The following is a 16888-nucleotide window of genomic DNA, read 5'->3' on the forward strand; positions in this document are numbered from 1 at the left end:
GCCGGTGGCCGTTCATCTATGCGGGCACCATCCCGACGCCGGAGCAAACCCCCGGATCAGGTCGAACCCGTACACCATCTCCATGGACGCAACCCGCGCCCCGGCAGCCGCAGGTCTACGGCACGCCTGCCGCTGAAGCCCTTGATGTCGGTGAGTCGCACCCGTGTGACGTACACCCTGCCCGGTCTCCGTCCCTTGTCCCTTGGCCCGCCGAACGCGTTGACACAAGTGCGTGCAGGCATCCGACCGCTCACCCTTTTACAAGGCGGGATGCCTCCCCGACCCGTGACCCGTCCGTTCGCGGACGCGGCGCGCTCGTTCGGCGAACTCATCAACCGCGCGGCCGAGCGCCGGCACGCACCAGAGCCACGACCGAACTGGCCTCAACGACGTGGCCGCATCACCACTGACTGCCCGTGCAAAAGGCAGCACGTCCTTCACCCGGCATGCTGGCTGTTCTTGCGTGCAGCCGTGAGATGAGACAGCGCAAGTCCAGATCAGCGAGGCTCTCGATGAAGTAGCGGTCCGCCAGAACCGAGCCCGGCGGATGGGCCTCCCGGGCGCTCATCCATTCCATCAGCAGGCCGGCAGCGTGCCGGGCCAGCCACGGCTCCAGGGGAGCGCGCTCTTGACTTCCCCATGTGGCCCGGTGCCACATCTGGTCCAGGCTCACGCGAGCCCTTGTCGTGGTCGCGGTGGTGTGTGCCTCGGCGTTACTCAGTCCCGAGCACCTGCTGGTAAAGACTTTCTCCGCTCGCACGACTACAGAGCATGAGGATGCCGGTAACTTCGCGTATGGGGGCGGCTGTGCTGCTGGGGAGCGTCCTTGCTCACGGGCCGTGGATCGCCCTGGGCTTGGTGGTCGTGACGGGGATCGCTGTCGCGACGTACTGCGTCTGTGCGGAGCGTGTCCGACGAAAGACCTTGATCGATTTGCTCCTTTCGGCTCCCAAAGGCACCGTCATCGCACAAAAGGGCGGGCCGGGAGGGCCAGAGATGTGGGTGCAGGTGGGGGAGTCCACTGTCGATGGGGCAGAGCCGGTGAGCGGACCGGAACCCCAACTGCTGGTACCGCCTGGAGGTGGGGGGTGACAGGACCGATCCCTGCGACGTGGCGCGGCGAACTGGAGACGTGCTACGTGAAGTGTGCGAAGGACGTCAACCGGCACGTCTTCTTACTGACCCGAGGGGACAGGGAGCTCACGGAAGATGTTGTGCAGGAAGCGTTCCAGGCGGCGGCCGGGAATTGGAGGCAACTGCGAACACTCGAAGGCACGCGGCAGGTGGCCTGGCTGTGCCGTACGGCAACGCATATCGCCATTGACTATTTCCGGCGCAACGAGACCGCGCGACGCAAACAACCTGAGGCGCTGCGTTTTCACTACCAGCGGCCTCCGGCAGACACTCTGCATGAGGCGCTGACGGAGGCAGCGCTTGAACACTGTTGGAAAGTGATCGAGCGAATGCCCCCGCAGCAGCATCTGGTGGCGCTGCTCCGTTGGAGGTGCGGGTACCGGAACCGTGAGATCTCAAGGATGCTGGGCATGGCCGAGGGAACGGTCGGTGCCCATGTGTCAGCAGCACGCCGCACACTCAGAAGCGAGGCAGGTTCCTATTTGCCGTTCGGAGCCGACGACCTGGAGGGAGGAACCGGTAGTGACTGATCACGACTCCGGCGAGGACAGGACCGAGGCCATTTTCCAAGACCTCTACAGCGCTCTGTCTCAAGTCACGGACCCGGCTGCTGATACTGGGTTCAATTCCGCCGCTGGCCTGGCTCGATTCAAGGCCTGGCTGAGCGACCGGCCGCAGACGGGCTCCTCCGAGGAGACGGAGGCACTGGCCGCAGGAGCTGAGAGTGCCCGCACGGAAAGCAAGGAGCCTCTCCCGTTCGGGCAGCGCAGTCAGGCAGCGCGGCTCATCGCGGCGACCAGATATGCGCTGGTGCAGAGCGGCGAGGCTGGCGAGGCTTCGGTGGTGATAGCCGAGGTTTGGCAGGCGCAGGCCCTCGCGCAGGCGCTAGGTAGCCGCTTGGCTGTCTCCGGCCCTCCCGAACTTCGGGCCCAGGCGCTTGTCCTGGCCGAGCTGGCCGGCCGGAGCTGTGGCGTCCTCGACGCCCCTGCCCTCGACGTCGGCGCCGTGCGCGCCGCCCAGCTCACCGAGTTGGGCGACGCTCGAGAGACGCTCCTTGGCCTCGGTGCACTTTTCGGTGAGGTCGGCATGGCCCTCGTCGGGGTTGCCTGCGTGGCGAACGATGAGGGAACGTACTGGCAGTGCATGGACGCCATCGACGCGGTGGACGAGTCCCGGGACCGGGTGTTCGAGATGCTGAGACTGCTTACGGGCCAGGACCAGGAGGTTGTGAAGCGGAGGTCGGCGGCAGGGTAGGGAAGGCATTTCCGCCCGCCGCCCCCCTGGGATGCAGCGGCCCTTGCCAGGGAGGCACCGCAGCGCACGGGAAACTGAACGCGCTCAGTGCTGTCGACGATCATGCAATTCCCCATCGGTAGCGCCAGTTTCCCCGCCCATACGTTCGAGCTTCTGGCGGGTGGCTGCAGTCGTTTCTCTGACCGGACAGAGGACGAGGGGTGTTCGGCTAGTCAGTCCCAGTCGGATGTCGGCTGGTCGACTCGTCCACCCTTGTGTGTAATGGGGATGTAGTCGTGAGCGCCATCAGGCAGGGCGGCGACGCACGTCGGCGAGCAGGCGTTGACAAGCAGGGGCAGTACGTCGGTGGCCACGCGCAGCGAGATCCACACCTGATGGAGTCCGGCCTGTTCGATCGGCTGGTCGCAGATGCTGCAGCTGTGGATGGTGGTGGTGCCCCAGCGCCGGGGGTCCAGGTTTCCCAGATCCAGGTCCGCGGCGGAGTCCGAAGAAGGCTGAAGCATCGGGAAGGGCGGTCGCATCTTGTAGTTGCCGAACAAGGCCCGCGTGCTCACGGTGCTGCGGGTCAGCCTCTGGCACCGGGTGATCTCATAAGGGAACCAGTGCAGCCGGTAGGAGGTGTAGGGCGTGAGCTCCTCCAGGCTGGTCATGGCTCCAATTTGGGGCGGGATCCGGACCAGGTTGCTGCCGTAGAGCACGAGGTGCTTGACCGCAGTCAGCCGGGCGATGCTCGATGGCAAGGTGATGATCTGTCGCCGCTCCTGTGGGCTGAGTTCCACCAGGGGCCGGAACTCCTCACGCCCGTCGGCGGCGGCCTCATCGACCAACTCCAGCAGATGTTGCCAGCCCGGAGCTGAAGTGTCCTGGCGCTCGGTGTGAAATCCGACTCGGGCTCGCGGATGCGGCCTGGCCTGGTCGAAGCACGAGCAGATGTCCTGGCGAGACCCTCACCGGCCGGGAGCCGGATTCGATGTGTCGCCCCAGCGGTTCACAAAGAGCCTCGGCTCTCCATCGTTCGTCATGGCGCCAAGATACGAAGGTTGCCGCAGACCACGCCCAGTGATTATTGAGGTGAGGTCAGGCACGACATCCAACTGCCGTGCTCGAACGTTTGGCTGGGGAAGCTGACGCTACTGATGGGGAATTACGTGGCCCTGTCCGCAGTTCCGTGAATCACCAGGTCTGGGAGGTGAGCGAGGGATCGTTTCGGCAGAGTATGTCCCGGCATGGCAAGCAAGACGGTCGCGGCTGTGCTGTTTCCCGGGATCGATGTGCGAGTGGAGCGCGTCAGCGACTCCTCCGACCTCCTCGTGGTGGAGGCCGTGTCCACCGCTCGCCCGGGCCGGTGCCCGGACTGCCGGAAACAGGCGATGCGCATACATAGCACGTATCAACGAGCCCTGAATGAAAGGCCGTTGGGGCCGCGCCGGGTCATAGTCCGGCTGCGAGTCCGCCGGTACTTCTGTGACCGGAAGAACTGTTTCCGCAAGACGTTCGTCGAGCAGGTGCCGGGCCTGTCCGAGCGGCACCGCCGCTCCAGCACCGGGCTGACAGGCTGGCTGCGGTCGATCGCGGTGGAACTGGGCGGCCGTCCAGCCGCGCGGTTGTGCCGCCGCCTGCGGCTGGTCGCGGGCCGGACCCGGTTGCTCAGGCTGTTGACGGCGCCGACGGTGCCGGACCGTGCGCCGCGGGTGCTGGGGGTTGACGAGTTCGCCTTCCGCAAGGGCTGCACCTACGGCACGGTGCTGGTCGACGTCGAGGCCGGCCGGGTCGTGGACGTGCTGCCTGACCGCACCTCGGAGACGTTCGCGGCCTGGCTCAAGGAGCATCCCGGTGCGGAGATCATCTGCAGGGACCGGGCCACCGCCTATACCAAGGCGGTCAAGGAAGCCGCACATGATGCCCTGGAAGTGGCTGATCGCTGGCACCTGTTGCAGAACCTGTCCGCCGCGGTGGAGAAGACCTGCCATCAGCACCGCGACTGCTTGCGCAAACGCGCCGAGGAGGAGACAGTGACCGAGGTGCCGGAACCGCCCCCGATGCTGTTACCGCCCGCGGAATTGCCCCGCACCCAGATCATCGAACGCACCCGCCACCGCTACGAGGACATCCACCGCCTGCTGGACAAACGCTGGACGATCAGCGCCATCGCCCGCCGTCTGAACCTCGACCGCAAGATCGTGCGCCGATTCCGCGACACCGACCTCGACGAACTGCTGGCCTCCGCCCGCGAGCGCCGCCCCAACGGCGTCCTGGAGCCGTTCAAGGCATATCTCAATGCCCGCTTCACCGAAGCAAGGCCAGGTCAGCGGCACTCGGCTGTTCCTGGAGATCCAGGCTTGCGGCTACCGAGGCAGCCGCCAGGTCGTCCGCAAAACCTCGCTGCCCTTCGCGCGGGCACGGCCGAACCGGTCCGGGCCGACATTCCGAGCCCTCGCAAGATCACCTCGTGGATTATGCGGCCCCGGGAGACGCTCACCGAAAGCCAGGACGAGCGACTCCTTCAAGTCCGGCTCGCCTGCCCCGACATCACCCGCGCCTGCGACCTCGCCCGATGCTTCACCGACCTGGTCCGCCACCGGCGCGGATTCCTGCTGCTGGAATGGATTCGGCAAGCCGAGCAAGACGCTCCGAAACCGATGTCGAGCTTCGCGGGCTCCCTCCGCCAGGACCTCGACGCCGTCACCGCCGGCCTCACCCTTGAATGGAGCTCCGGCGTGGTCGAAGGCCACGTGAACCGGGTGAAAACGATCAAGAGAGCCATGTACGTCCGAGCCTCGTTCGAACTTCTCCGGACCCGGATCCTCACCCAGCCACGACCTTCCACTCCGGTCAGAGCCACATACTGGTCCCTGGAATCGATCCGGGCGCACCCAACGCCCGCGCCGTCGGCGCCACTCAGCCGTTAACCATGATCGGCGAGTCCGGTGGGCCGTCCTTCAGCAAGGACTCCAGCAACTCCGGCAGCTCAGTCGGCCGCACCACATCCGAGGTCGTGGCCAGTTCCGCCGCGGTCCACCAGCGGTGCCCTGTAATCGCGGCCTTCTCGATCTCCTCGAAAGCCGAGGTATCGACCTCGAACGCAGGTACCCGGGCCAAGTAGTAACGCTGGCGAACCTCGTAGGCGACGCCGCCCCGGACCGCTGTCCACGGATGCCCTCGCCATATCTCCGGACCCAGCGAGACGTTCGTCAGCCCGGTTTCCTCATGCAACTCCCGCAGGGCTGCCTGCTCATGGCTTTCGCCTGGTGCAAGTCCGCCTCCGGGGGTGAACCAGCGGACGAAACCGTCCTCTTTGTTCCTGGCGGAGAACAGCAGCAGCCGATCAGCGTCATCCAGCAACACCACGCGCGCGCTTGGGCGCGGCACCAGTCTTTCCTCCGGCATCACCACCTCGTCAGGTTAGAGCCACGCCCCACGACCGACCACCGGAGGTGGCGCGGGGGTTGGGCTTTCACGCAACTGCGGTCAGAGCCAATTACGTGACGTTCCACAGATGTATGGCATCGCAGATCTGCGATGTTCCACGCGAGATCTATGCACGGCTGCTGCATGCAACTCCCGCACCTGTACTGCTCGCCACTCCTGCTACCTGCGGGTTTCCCCTCCAAGGGAGCGGTGCACGCGCTCGCCGGGGCAGTCGCCAGCTGTTCTGGAGAACCAGAACAAGACGGTTCCCCTAGTTGTTGCTGGCCATGAGGTTGGTGTCGCTGCTCGTCGGTGTTGACCTTCGAGTTGGTTGAAGCTCGATGATGACGCGGTGCCAAATGATGAGCTGATGCCGATCGGGGCCTTCGCCCAACGCAGTGGTCTGACCTCCAGCGCGTTGCGGTTCTATGCTGACTCCGGGTTGCTGCCCCCTGCCGAAGTCGACCCGGTCTCAGGCTACCGCTACTACAGCGCCGACCAGGTGGCGCAGGCGACCGTGCTGCGTCAGCTCCGCGAGCTCACTATGCCCCTCGCTGCTGTCGAGGCGGTACTCGGTTCCGGGCCTGACGAGGCATCCCGGCTACTTGATGAGCATGTTGCAAAGGTCGTTGGGGATGCGGCGGCCGTGCAGCAGAAGGCTGCTGTCATCAAGTCTGCGCTCGGCAACGTGCCAGGCGTTCCCATCGCAGTGATGAAGGGTCCCGTGCTGGCGGATGCGGTCGAGCAGGTCCTGACCGCGACCGCACATGACCCCGGGATGCCGGCACTCGCCGGCCTCCGCATCGAGGCACGTCAGGAAGCAGTCACCCTGACCGCGACGGACCGATACCGGCTCGCCACTCGAACCCTGGTGCCAGCTGAACCACCGAGGCAGACGTGGGCCGGCACGGTCAACGGCGACGAGCTGCGGGCCGCGGTCGCCGTCAGCCGCCGCAGTCCGCTGGTGCGGCTGGAAGCGGTATCGAACGGGATCTGGTTCCGCGTGGCCGACCGGGAGGACCGGCACTGCCGGTTGCTGCCCGAGGAGTTCCCCGACTACCGGCTGATGCTCGCGTCGCTGGGCGAGGTCACCACCCGGGCGACGGTCTCGAAGGATCTGCTCCTGCGAGCCCTGGAAGAACACCCCGGCGAGCGCATCGCGCTGCACGTTGCCGAGAACGGAGTGAACGTTATGTCAGCGGACGACGAACACCCCAACATCTCACTCTCGGCCACCGTGACGGGCCAGGCCCTCCAGATCTGGTTCGAGCTGACCACGCTCTATCCCGCAGTGAGCACCGCGATCGGCCCCGACGTAATGCTCGACCTACGGGGACACGACCAGCCCGTCACGATCCGCTCCGCCGACCGCGGCGATCTCACCACCCTGGCCATGCCCATCAAGCCCGACCACTCCGCCTGAGAAATACGACGAGGAACACCATGACCACCGCACCCGCCAGCCCCGACCCGACCATGGAAGACATCGGCCATGCCGTCGCCGAGGGACGAGCCGGTGACAGCGCCTCCGCCCGCCAGAAACTGCTGGGCCTGTGGTCCGCGATCGGTGTCACCGGCGACCCGCTGCACTGCTGCTCCCTCGCTCACTACCTAGCAGATCTCTACCAAGATCCCGCCCAGGCCCTCGCCTGGGACATCCGGGCCCTGGACGCCGCCGACGCCGTGACCGAGCAGCGCGTCCAGGAGCACCACGCCAGCCTCCACATCGCCGGCTTCTACCCCTCTCTGCACCTCAACCTCGCCGACAACTACCGCCGACTCGGCTCCTTCGAAGCCGCCACCGAGCACATCAACGCGGCCATAACGCACACCCCCAGCCTTCCTCAGGATCCCTACGGTGACCTTCTTCGTGGCGCCATCCAAGAGGTCGCCGAGGCCATCGCCGGGCGAGACCGGTCACGGCGAGCCTCTGCGCCTGGTTCCGCTACGTGACGCACAAGAATGCACCCCTCACCGTGGAGGGACGGCGTCGTCTCGTCGAGCGGTTTCGCACGAGGCCCATCGCCCACGTCGCAGCCGAGATGGGGATCTCCCGGGCGTGTGCATCGAAGTGGGTCAACCGATACCGGCGCCACGGTGAACTCGGGCTGGAGGACCGATCGTCCACACCACATCACCAGCCCACCGCGACACCGTCCGAGCTCCTCGACCTCATAGAAGAACTGCGCCGCATCCACAAGTGGTCCGCGGCCAGGATTGCCTTCGAGCTGTCCCAGGCCGGAACGCCGATCGGCCGAAGGACCGTGAGCAGGCACCTGGCCGAGATCGGCCTCAACCGACGCCGATTCATCGACCCCGACGGTGAGGCCAACCGACAGCCGCGGAGAATCCACGCCCGACGACCCGGCCACATGATTCACGTCGATGTGAAGAAGGTGGGCCGCATCCCCGACGGCGGAGGCTGGCGCGCGCACGGACGCGGCAGCGACCAGGCGAAAACCGTGGACCGGCGGAAGAAAAAGACCGAGCGCGGTGGCTACGTCTATCTGCACTCGGCTGTCGACGGGTACAGCCGGCTCGCCTACAGCGAAGCACTGCCCGATGAGAAGGCCGCCACAGCGATTGCCTTCCTCCATCGTGCCCGGGCTTGGCTCGCCGCACATGGGATCACGCGCATCGAGCGGATCGTGACAGACAACGGCGCCTGCTACCGAGCCGAGAGCTTCTCCCGAGCCCTTCTCGGCGCCAGACACCAGCGCATCGCCCCCTACACCCCACGGCACAACGGCAAGGTCGAGCGATACAACCGCATCCTGGCCGAGGAGTTCCTCTACGCCCGGACTTGGACATCGGAAGCCCAACGCTCCCAACTCCTGGGACACTGGAATGTCCACTACAACTACCACCGACCCCACACCGCGATCGGAAGCCAACCAGCGGCAGCACGACTACCAGGCGGCGTCACCAACCTCCTGGCCTCCTACAGCTAGCCACCTCGACGAAATCGGTTGCCGTGCGTGTGCTTGGCGACTGAGGCGAGCTTCCAGACAAGATCTGCTCCCGCGTTGTTCGGACCGCACCGGGAGGATTCCTACCGTGCTGTCGGCCGGCCGTATCCGTGAGCCTTGGCCGCGCTCGGCCGCTCACTTTCTGCCTGAGAACACGATCTGAAGGAGGTACCTGAGCCAAAGCTGGACTGGATCGGATGAGACGAGGACTGGCTTCGGTGAGAACGGACACGGGTTGTCCTGCAGCTCCGCACGCGGCACCACCGTCCTCACCTGAGCCCGGACCAATGCGCGTTCCCCGATCGCACGACCGCCACAGCACGCCTTGTGTGACTGAGCGCTCCAGTTGGCCAACTGGAGCGCGCATGGTCGACGTTGGACACAGCGTGCTTGGACCAACGTGGTCGTGGTCTGGAGTTATTGCCTCGGAGGTCACCGACCACGTGAGACACCACTCCCCGCTTGCCCCGTGCCCCGGTCTGCGGGGCACGGGGCAAGCGGGAGGTGTTTGGTTACAGATGTCGGTCGAGTGGCTCGGCCGCGAACGTGCCGTCATACAACGAGGCGTCGGTGAGCTGAAACCGCTGAGCGCGGCCGTCGACGGTGGCGGTGATGACGGTGCCCGGTGGCCAGGTGGTGTCGCGTCGGACTGGGCGTCCGTCTGAGGCCATCGTGCCGAGCAGTGCGTAAGTGCGCAGGCCGGGATGCGCAGGTCTAGGGACGGTGACCGGCAGCGAACGGGCGGTTCTCCTGGGCCGCACTTGGTGTGCGGCCCAGGAGACACCTCCGAGCAGTGCGGCAACGACCAGCCCGCCGATGACTTGCGGCAGCGTCTCGCCGATGAGGTTCACGAACGGCTCCCCTTGCAGGGTGTGGCGCCGGGCAGTTGCTGGGCGCGACGTCGGTCCTGTTCGGCGATCAGATACCTGACTCTGCGTCGCACCTGCTCGCCGGTGACCTCAGGATCGGCGGCGCCCGCATACCAGGCCGCGTCGGCCCAGGTGTCGATTCCGTGCTGGGCCCAGGCGTGCACCACGCGTCGCTCGTCAGCGGTGAGTGCGCGCAGGAGCGCGGCCAGCCGCACGTCGTCCGGCTCACTGCAAGGCGTCGGGGCGACCGCCGACGGGCGGGTCGCGATCAGGTCGTGCAGCGAAACGTCGTCGCCGAGGGGGAAATCAAGGCTGAGGGTTCGTCCCTTTCGTGTCCCACGCCGCCACAGCGGCACCAACTGCCGGTGGATGCTGCGCGCCTCGGCCTTCAGCGTCGCCACAGCGAGACGTGTCAGGCGCCCCTCGGTCACCAGCGGGGCGACCCAGTCCCCGAGCAGCGCATCGCTGACGGCCTGTTGCCACCGCTCACTTTTTGGCAGGCACAGGGCATTGGTGAGGCAGATGTTGACTATCTCGGAGGCGAGAGGGTTGCCCTTACCTTGCTCTGCCCGGTCGTCCACGAGGACCGCGCGGGCGTTCAGCGCCAGGGCGACATCTTCTGGCACCCGCCGTGGGCGCTGATCCTGCTCGGACGGGAGATACGGCACGAGCGGCGGCGGTGGCTCTTGATCGGAATGCACGGATACACGAGCCCAGGCGCCGATTCGCCTGACATCGTCGTGGATTGTCACGTCACCTGCCTGGTACGGAGTCAGCACAAAACTGCCGTCCGGAGCCCGGTCGGCAAGCAACCTTTGCGCGGGTGCAGTCGGTTCCTGTTTCGATGGCATGGGCACATACCAGGCTTCGCCGGAGCGAAGCTCTGAGGTCTGCGTGGGTGGTGTGGTCATGAGGCGCTGCTCCTCCAGGGCGTGACAACAGGTTCACTGCTCGGCCACAGCGCTCCCGGGGCCGCGACAAAAAATCTTGGCCCACTCCATGTGAGCTCCGTCACGCCGACTCGGGGGTCCGTGCACGCCGGCCAATTACCGTGCTCAAACTGGCCAGCCCTTCACTTGGCCAGTGAGTGCTCTAGGTGGCCACGATTCGCATGGAACCAGACGCTGAGCCCGTCACAGCCGGTAACTTCAGCTACTGCCGGGTGACTGATGGGGGACGCATGAAATGGGCCATGAGCGACGACTACGCCGCTCTCATCACGACCGTGATTCTGGCCGTTTTGCTGATCGGGACAGTCCAGCTGTACACGCTGATCAAGTCCTACTCGGATGCCTTGCCCCAGGCTGACGCCTCACATGCCGCTCTGCTCGAAAGGGCGGTGCAGGCAGTTCACGGCAACCGAGATCCGAGCGCTGAGGACCTAGTTGCGCTCGACCAGTACTTCGCCGACATGCTCGCGCATATGGGCGGGGCGAGGAGAAGGTGGGGCATCTACCTTGCCAGTGGGGCGTGGATGACCATCTGCTGCGTGCTAGTGATCACTCAGATCGAGGTGCTCAAGTGGTCTGCAACACATACACCCGGCCAGGATGCCCCCCAACTGGCGAAAAGCGCCTTCTACATTGCCTCGTGGGCCATCATGATCCTCGTATTCGAAGGCTTCGTCCGAGTGATCATTCAGATGATCGCCAACCTCCAGCGGCGCCGCGCCCGTTTCCGACAGTTCTCCGCTGATGACCTCCGGCGACTCAGCAGGGCAGCCCAGGAGCGCTACCGACAGGCCCAGCAGCCAAACGCGTCAGGGACATCCGATCCCGACACCCCCTGAGTCGCAGAGGGCCCAAGGTGCTGCATTTCACTCGGCCACGAGGCATTGGCCGTAGCCAGGGCGGCCAGTGGCACCACGGGTCATGCAGGGTTCGTGACGTGGAGGAGCAGCAGGTCGAATTCGGGTCCGTCTGCGGTGTTGCGGTAGGGCCCGGCGTATTCGTAGCCGAGTCGGGCGTACAGGTCGTGGCCGCGCGGGTTGGAGGGGAGTGCGAGCATGGAGGACCAGCGTGGGTTGATGGCCTGGAGGAGGGCGGTGTGCAGGCGGGTGCCGATGCCCTGGGACTGCCACGGCGGGCGTACGGCGAGTTCGCACAGGCCCATCAGCCGTTCGGTGCGGGCGTCTTCGGGGACCTGGTCGACCAGGTCCCCGAACCAGTAGTCGGGCGAGCAGGGGAAGGCGTAGCCGAAGCCGACGGCGCTGCCGCCGCGGTAGGCGACGACGAGGGCGAAGCCGGGGTGTTTGAGGTGGCCGGTGATCTGGCGGTGAAGCGCGGGCACCGACAATCCCATCGCCTCCGAGCCCGGGTTGTCGACCAACTCGGGGTGGGCGTCGGCCCAGATGTCTGCGAGGGCGTCGATCAGCGGTGGGGTCTGGCCGGGGCCGTAGGTGCGGATCACCACGTCGGTGCGGGTGCTCGGGGTGGTCACCGTCTTCCTCCTCAGCTGACGCCGGCGATGGTGCGGTATTCCTCCAGCCAGCCCGCGACCGCGGGTACGGACGCGTGCTGCTGGAGCGCGCTGGATATGTTGTGCAGCTGTCGGAGCGCACCTCGGGAAGGTACGCCAGGACGCGCCCGGCGGCTTCGGCCGCGGCCTCCGGTTCCGGGCGTTCCCTGACGGCATGTTGAATGGCGACGTCGGCCGTGTACAGGGCGCGATTGCGGGCGAACTGTGCGCCGTGCAGCAGGACGGCCTGTTCGGCCCCGGCCGCGGCCCGCTCGTGCTGTTCGAGGTCGGCCCGCGCGAGCGCCTCCAGTCCGGCCAGCTCGCCCGGGTTGTAGAACTCCAGCCAGTGCGGGTCTGCCTCGCGCGGCCCCTCGGCATACAGGCGGTGGGCGCGGACGATGGCCTGGTCCGTGGCGCTCGCGTCGCCGAGCAGGGCCCACCCGCCGGCCTTGCGCATCGCGAACAGCGACAGCATGCGCGGTGAGCCGTACGACGTGGCGACGCTCTGCGCGCCCTGTGCTGCCGAGATCGCCTCGCGCGGCCGGCCGGAGGCCTTGGCGAGCAGGGACAGGCAGCCGAAGGCGTGCGCTTCCAGGCCCGCGTCGTCTGCGATCCGGGCAGCGGCGAGGGCCTCGCTGTACAGGCTGCGCGCATCGGCGGCGCGGCCGGAGTCGTAGCTGAGCCACCCGGCCGCGATCGACAGGTGGCCGGTCGCCGACCGCAGCCGCCTTCCGTTCCGCTCCGTATAGGTGCCGTCCTGCAGCCACCCGTACGCGGTGTGCAGGGCCTCGGAGGAGGCACGGCGCATCTGCGCCGATCCGTGATCGTGGTCGTAGATCCTCGCCACGGCCCTGTCGACGATCCGTACATCGGTGCCGCCGATCCGGCCCGGCGCCTGGTCCCGGCCGGCGGGCAGGGGGATGAGCGACAAGGCCGCACCCGCCCCGTCGGCGAGGAACTCCCGGCGGTCCACGCGCTCCTCCCCTCCGTACGCCACAGCCTCCGGTACGGCAGCCGCTGCCACGGCGGGTCGGGTCGGGGCGCTGAGCCTGAAGCCCAGCTCTGGCACGGTGTGCCCGGTCAGCCGGGTCAGGATCCGCAGGTACACCGGTCGCGGCAGCAGAACGTCGCCGTCCTCCCACGCCGCGACCAGGCGCGCGGTGCAGGCCACCGCCTCGCCCATCTCCTTGCCCGTGGTCACGATGCGCTTGGCGAACTCCTGGCGGGACAGCAGTAGTTCGACCTTGCGTACCTGGCGTAACCGAGCGTTGGGGGTCTTGGGGCGGTCAGCCATACCGGGCTTCGGACGGCATCCGAGGGACGGGTGCGGCGACCGTACCGCCCCCATCCCTTGTGGTGCCCCGGCGTTGGCCTCAGTTCACCCCAACTGGCCGAAGTTTCATCGCTCTTGCATCGCGCTGGCGTCGCACTCGCTCAGCCTCGGCTGCTTGCGTGGACTCTGACGTGACGACCGACCAGGGAGGCCGCTGTGGCAGACGCTTCGCGCAGCGAACCAGCGATGACCACAACGCCGCGCACGACGGGTGCCAGCTGCGCGGCCCCGGTCGACGCCGACACCATCCCTCGCACCTACGAGGCGGTCCTGTTCGCCGCCCGCCCCCTGCCGGCGGGGGAGCGGGAGCACCTAGTCGGCTTGCTGCACGGGCACATCCAGCTCCTGGTCCCCGAGCTCACCGTGATCGTGCCCCGCATGCGCGACGAACAGCGGCGCACCGCCGCCCACGTCCTGGCCCGCACCCGCCACATGCTGCAAGCGGGGCTCGGCACCTCGGCCCGGGACGTTTTCGACCTCGCCACCCAGTGCCGGGCCCTGTTCATCCTCCACCAACACCCCGGCCCCCTGCTGGTGCCGGTCCCGCCCCCGAGAGGCGGCCATGACCGCCCTGACCGCCGCGCGCCCTCGCGCGAAGGGGTACCCCGGCTACCGGCTGACCGCCGACCGCGTCCCCGAGACAGCTGAGGCGGCCCGCAGCCTCGCACGTGTGGCGCTGGCCGTGTGGGGCCTGGCCGACGACACGGACACCGTCGAACTCGTGATGTCCGAACTCACCGCCAACGCCGTACACCACGCCCACGGCCCCAAGATCCGCCTGGTTGTCAACCGCCCCGCTGCCGCCCGGGTCTACCTCGCCGTCACCGACCGCACCCCCCCCACCGGCTCCCTCGGCTGGGCTCCCCGGACGCCGATGCCGACCACGGACGCGGACTCCTGCTCATCGACACCCTCGCCGACCGCTGGGGCTACGACCTCATCGGCCCCGCCCGCCAGCGGACCGCCAAACGCGTGTGGGCCGAGCTGAAGGTGCGCTCATGACGGCCCTGTAGCGGAGCCGCCAGCCCCAAAGGGTGAGGACCACCCGAACAAGAACGGCGCGCGCCTCCTCATAGGGCGCATTGCCAGTGGGCGCCCGGGTGGCACGCACGGCCGCTGCGGTATGGCCGCGCCGCCGCACGGCGCGGGCCCGGACGCGCTGCGCGCCGGGCCCTGAAGTGGTCTGTGGATTCCGAGCTTTCTGCCGAGCATCTCGCCGAACCGTACGGCTGTCATCACCCACACGGGTGGCCGCTCTCACACCCCGGCGGTCTCCCTCGCCTGGGCCGCTGCCGAGCCGCCCTTTACCCCGTGTTCGGTCGCGTCGTCGGCGGGTGTCGTCACGGCCCCCACACTAAGCAGCCTGAAACCAGAGGCGCGGAAGCGGGCGCGCGGGCCAGAATCACCCCTGGGATGCCGTCCCAGCACATCAAGGAGCGCCGCCATCAGCAAGCCGATCTCGCCTCAGAACATGAAGAATCTGGCCTTCATCAGGCTGCTGCACCGCCAGGGCATCGAGCAGTCACTCCTGCCCGAGCCGCTCTCCTTTACTTCGGTGCTGACCTTCCACGACGCCGTGGAAATGTTCCTCATTGTCTCGGCTGAGCACCTGGGCGCCGTCGTGAAGGATCGGGACCCGTTCATCAAACGGTTCTTCGAGGGGCTGCACCCGGACAGCTTTCCCGGCGGTGTCGAACTCCAGGGGCAGTACGGGATCAAGCGCCTGAACGATCTCCGCAATGGGTTCAAGCACACGGCCGGCTTCCCCGGGCCGGTGGCCATCGCGGACGCGAAAGCCGACACCGTCCACTTCTTCGAGGAGAACGCGCCCCGCGTTTTCGGTCTCGCCTTCGACGACATCGACCTGGCCGAGGTTGTCCAGCACGACCGGGCCCGCGAACACCTGAAGACGGCTGCCCAGCTCGACTCGCAGGGCAGCCGCCTGGAGGCCATGGGCACGCTGGCGGTTGCGTTCGAGGACCTCATGGACGCGCAGATCCACGACGAAGACGCGCCGCGCCAAGTGTCGGTCTACGGCTTCGGCGAGCGGCTGCCACGCCACGTTCTGCGCACCGATCAGGTCCACGCGATCCTGCGCCAACCGGACCACGCCTCGCGCCGCAGTGTGCCCACGCGCGGCGCGGAAGGACTCGCCAAGGAGTACACGCAGACGCGCGATGTCACCCGAGCCCTGCAAGAGGGCATGCGTCTGATGGTGCTGGGCGTGGACTTCCACCAGTACCAGCGGTTCACCCAGCTCACTCCGTCTGTGGGCTACTACGGCAATTCGCCGGAGCCCCGCTTCTCGGTGGAGACCGGATACGCCCCCAACCAGGAAGAGTTCGACTTCTGCCGCCACTTCGTCATCACGGTGGCACTCCGCCTCACCGAAATCAACGCGCGCGCCGTGCCCCCGTCGTGGAAGTGACACCGGCCCGCGTTGCGGTTCGCGGTCCGTCATTCAGGCGGTGAGGACGTCCCGTAGCTCCCGTACGGCGCGCTCGCGGTGGTGCTGGGTGGGGATCGCTTCGTACAGGTCCTGTGCGCGGCGGCGGACCAGGCCGGTGCGGTAGCCGTCCGGCAGCGCGGTCAGAGCGGCGACCGTTCGGCGGCATGCTTCTTCGCTGTCGCCGTCGTGGTGGGAGCAGGCGGCGGCATCGATGCGCAGCAGGATGCGCGTCATCGTGCTGGTCGGTGCGGACAGCTCCAGCGCCCGCTGCTGGCTCTCGAACGCGCGGCGGGTGTCTCCGAGCGTGATGTGGGCGTGGCTGAGGCGGACGTGGTGTTTCTGCTCGCCGTACGTCAGCCAGGTGTCCGACCGCTCGCCCTCGGGGAGCCGGTTCATGAGGGCGTCGGCGGCGGCGAGCGCGGCGCGGGCCTGGCCGCTCTGGTGGCTGAGGGCGTAGGCGCGGGCGGCGACGGCGGCCGCCAACACCGCGGCGGCGGTCGGCCGGTGTCCGGCGGTGTGGCGGGCCCTTTCGGCGAGGCCGGCGGCGGCCTTCGGGGCGCCGTAGTTGAGCGGGACCATCGCCTCGCGGGCGAGGACCCAGGCGCGCAGCTGGTCGTCGCCGGATTCGGCGGCGGCCCGGGCGGCGGTGGCGAACCAAGCGCGCGACTCCTGGCGGCTGCCCAGGTCGTGTAAGACGATCGCGGTCATCCCTGCCATCTGCCCCGCTGTGCGACACAGCCGCGCCCGCACCGGTGTGGGCTGCGGGACGGTGAGCAGCGGGCGCAGCCCGGCGAAGTCGTCGACCATGTCGGCCAGGACGCGAGTCAACATCGGTACAGCGGTTAATGCTAAGCAGGTGATCATGGGCTCACTGCTGGTCGCGGGTGGGTCTGTCGCAGTTCGGCGTTCGTGTTCGGGTGAGACTGGGACTGGCGGCGTTCGCGGAGCTCGATCTCCTCGGGGGTGAGCGGCTGCATCGCACTGACTGATTGATCGTCGCGGGCGGCGGGTCGTG

The 16888-nt window shown here is 67.5% G+C and carries 17 protein-coding genes; 11 read left to right on the top strand and 6 right to left on the bottom strand.

Annotated features, from left to right (window positions below; all coding sequences use genetic code 11):
• The first annotated feature begins 1088 nt into the window (after positions 1 to 1088).
• Both ACIA8X_RS45345 and ACIA8X_RS45350 read left to right on the top strand, forming a co-directional pair.
• The gene (locus ACIA8X_RS45345; RefSeq protein WP_393462815.1) at positions 1089 to 1664 is read left to right on the top strand and encodes an RNA polymerase sigma factor; all 576 of its coding nucleotides are present in this window, start codon (positions 1089 to 1091) and stop codon (positions 1662 to 1664) included.
• A gap of 175 nt (positions 1665 to 1839) precedes the next feature.
• Positions 1840 to 2388 carry a DUF6099 family protein gene (locus tag ACIA8X_RS45350; RefSeq protein ID WP_393462818.1) on the top strand — a complete coding sequence of 183 codons (549 nt, stop codon included), beginning with the start codon at positions 1840 to 1842 and terminating at the stop codon, positions 2386 to 2388.
• Positions 2389 to 2600: 212 nt separating this feature from the next.
• On the opposite strand, the gene ACIA8X_RS45355 is transcribed toward ACIA8X_RS45350, so the two are convergent.
• On the bottom strand, positions 2601 to 3215 hold the full coding sequence (locus ACIA8X_RS45355; RefSeq protein ID WP_393462814.1) for a leucine-rich repeat domain-containing protein: 615 nt from the start codon (positions 3213 to 3215) through the stop codon (positions 2601 to 2603).
• Between the two features lie 399 nt (positions 3216 to 3614).
• Between ACIA8X_RS45355 and ACIA8X_RS45360 the strand changes: the two genes are divergently transcribed.
• Complete coding sequence (locus ACIA8X_RS45360; RefSeq protein ID WP_393462813.1) at positions 3615 to 5297, top strand: ISL3 family transposase; 1683 nt, start codon at positions 3615 to 3617, stop codon at positions 5295 to 5297.
• Here ACIA8X_RS45360 and ACIA8X_RS45365 read toward each other — a convergent pair.
• A complete protein-coding gene (locus ACIA8X_RS45365) occupies positions 5287 to 5775 on the bottom strand; it encodes an NUDIX hydrolase (protein WP_393462817.1) in 489 nt (162 codons plus the stop codon). The two genes, ACIA8X_RS45360 and ACIA8X_RS45365, sit on opposite strands and share 11 nt — an antisense overlap.
• A gap of 391 nt (positions 5776 to 6166) precedes the next feature.
• Between ACIA8X_RS45365 and ACIA8X_RS45370 the strand changes: the two genes are divergently transcribed.
• Genes ACIA8X_RS45370 through ACIA8X_RS45380 form a run of 3 tightly spaced genes read left to right on the top strand, consistent with a single transcriptional unit; the run spans position 6167 to position 8747 of the window.
• A complete protein-coding gene (locus ACIA8X_RS45370; protein WP_393462816.1) occupies positions 6167 to 7219 on the top strand; it encodes a MerR family transcriptional regulator in 1053 nt (350 codons plus the stop codon).
• A 20-nt stretch (positions 7220 to 7239) separates the two neighbouring features.
• A complete protein-coding gene (locus ACIA8X_RS45375) occupies positions 7240 to 7749 on the top strand; it encodes a hypothetical protein (protein ID WP_393462812.1) in 510 nt (169 codons plus the stop codon).
• Entirely contained in the window at positions 7746 to 8747 is a 1002-nt protein-coding gene (locus ACIA8X_RS45380; RefSeq protein WP_393462811.1) for an IS481 family transposase, read from the top strand. Before ACIA8X_RS45375 ends, ACIA8X_RS45380 begins: the two co-directional genes overlap by 4 nt.
• Before the next feature lie 530 nt (positions 8748 to 9277).
• On the opposite strand, the gene ACIA8X_RS45385 is transcribed toward ACIA8X_RS45380, so the two are convergent.
• On the bottom strand, positions 9278 to 9616 hold the full coding sequence (locus ACIA8X_RS45385) for a hypothetical protein (RefSeq protein ID WP_393462810.1): 339 nt from the start codon (positions 9614 to 9616) through the stop codon (positions 9278 to 9280).
• A complete protein-coding gene (locus ACIA8X_RS45390; RefSeq protein ID WP_393462809.1) occupies positions 9613 to 10545 on the bottom strand; it encodes a hypothetical protein in 933 nt (310 codons plus the stop codon). The genes ACIA8X_RS45385 and ACIA8X_RS45390 overlap by 4 nt, the downstream gene beginning before the upstream one ends.
• 281 nt (positions 10546 to 10826) lie before the next feature.
• Here ACIA8X_RS45390 and ACIA8X_RS45395 point away from each other — a divergent pair, with 281 nt between their 5' ends.
• A complete protein-coding gene (locus ACIA8X_RS45395) occupies positions 10827 to 11423 on the top strand; it encodes a hypothetical protein (RefSeq protein WP_393462808.1) in 597 nt (198 codons plus the stop codon).
• 80 nt (positions 11424 to 11503) lie between these two features.
• Here ACIA8X_RS45395 and ACIA8X_RS45400 read toward each other — a convergent pair whose 3' ends face one another.
• The gene (locus ACIA8X_RS45400) at positions 11504 to 12073 is read right to left on the bottom strand and encodes a GNAT family N-acetyltransferase (RefSeq protein ID WP_393462807.1); all 570 of its coding nucleotides are present in this window, start codon (positions 12071 to 12073) and stop codon (positions 11504 to 11506) included.
• Positions 12074 to 12266: 193 nt separating this feature from the next.
• Between ACIA8X_RS45400 and ACIA8X_RS45405 the strand changes: the two genes are divergently transcribed.
• The 4 genes from ACIA8X_RS45405 to ACIA8X_RS45420 all read left to right on the top strand — a co-directional run bounded on the left by ACIA8X_RS45405 (position 12267) and on the right by ACIA8X_RS45420 (position 15852).
• The gene (locus ACIA8X_RS45405) at positions 12267 to 12575 is read left to right on the top strand and encodes a hypothetical protein (RefSeq protein ID WP_393462806.1); all 309 of its coding nucleotides are present in this window, start codon (positions 12267 to 12269) and stop codon (positions 12573 to 12575) included.
• 1035 nt (positions 12576 to 13610) lie between these two features.
• Entirely contained in the window at positions 13611 to 14072 is a 462-nt protein-coding gene (locus ACIA8X_RS45410) for a DUF6415 family natural product biosynthesis protein (RefSeq protein ID WP_399460719.1), read from the top strand.
• 22 nt (positions 14073 to 14094) lie between these two features.
• The gene (locus ACIA8X_RS45415; RefSeq protein WP_399460720.1) at positions 14095 to 14412 is read left to right on the top strand and encodes a hypothetical protein; all 318 of its coding nucleotides are present in this window, start codon (positions 14095 to 14097) and stop codon (positions 14410 to 14412) included.
• 483 nt (positions 14413 to 14895) lie between these two features.
• On the top strand, positions 14896 to 15852 hold the full coding sequence (locus tag ACIA8X_RS45420) for a hypothetical protein (RefSeq protein WP_393462803.1): 957 nt from the start codon (positions 14896 to 14898) through the stop codon (positions 15850 to 15852).
• A 33-nt stretch (positions 15853 to 15885) separates the two neighbouring features.
• Here ACIA8X_RS45420 and ACIA8X_RS45425 read toward each other — a convergent pair whose 3' ends face one another.
• The gene (locus tag ACIA8X_RS45425; RefSeq protein WP_393462802.1) at positions 15886 to 16704 is read right to left on the bottom strand and encodes a hypothetical protein; all 819 of its coding nucleotides are present in this window, start codon (positions 16702 to 16704) and stop codon (positions 15886 to 15888) included.
• Between the last annotated feature and the right edge of the window lie 184 nt (positions 16705 to 16888).

The sequence above is a fragment of the Streptomyces sp. NPDC051738 genome (assembly GCF_044453205.1).
GTDB lineage: Bacteria > Actinomycetota > Actinomycetes > Streptomycetales > Streptomycetaceae > Streptomyces.

What these genes read in the sequence shown, in the direction of transcription:
- ACIA8X_RS45360 (WP_393462813.1), top strand. Translation starts at nt 3,615, where the DNA reads ATGGCAAGCAAGACGGTCGCGGCTGTGCTGTTTCCCGGGATCGATGTG.
- ACIA8X_RS45365 (WP_393462817.1), bottom strand. Translation starts at nt 5,775, where the DNA reads ATGCCGGAGGAAAGACTGGTGCCGCGCCCAAGCGCGCGCGTGGTGTTG.
- ACIA8X_RS45370 (WP_393462816.1), top strand. Translation starts at nt 6,167, where the DNA reads ATGCCGATCGGGGCCTTCGCCCAACGCAGTGGTCTGACCTCCAGCGCG.
- ACIA8X_RS45375 (WP_393462812.1), top strand. Translation starts at nt 7,240, where the DNA reads ATGACCACCGCACCCGCCAGCCCCGACCCGACCATGGAAGACATCGGC.
- ACIA8X_RS45390 (WP_393462809.1), bottom strand. Translation starts at nt 10,545, where the DNA reads ATGACCACACCACCCACGCAGACCTCAGAGCTTCGCTCCGGCGAAGCC.
- ACIA8X_RS45395 (WP_393462808.1), top strand. Translation starts at nt 10,827, where the DNA reads ATGAGCGACGACTACGCCGCTCTCATCACGACCGTGATTCTGGCCGTT.
- ACIA8X_RS45405 (WP_393462806.1), top strand. Translation starts at nt 12,267, where the DNA reads ATGTTGAATGGCGACGTCGGCCGTGTACAGGGCGCGATTGCGGGCGAA.
- ACIA8X_RS45410 (WP_399460719.1), top strand. Translation starts at nt 13,611, where the DNA reads ATGACCACAACGCCGCGCACGACGGGTGCCAGCTGCGCGGCCCCGGTC.
- ACIA8X_RS45420 (WP_393462803.1), top strand. Translation starts at nt 14,896, where the DNA reads ATGAAGAATCTGGCCTTCATCAGGCTGCTGCACCGCCAGGGCATCGAG.
- ACIA8X_RS45425 (WP_393462802.1), bottom strand. Translation starts at nt 16,704, where the DNA reads ATGTTGACTCGCGTCCTGGCCGACATGGTCGACGACTTCGCCGGGCTG.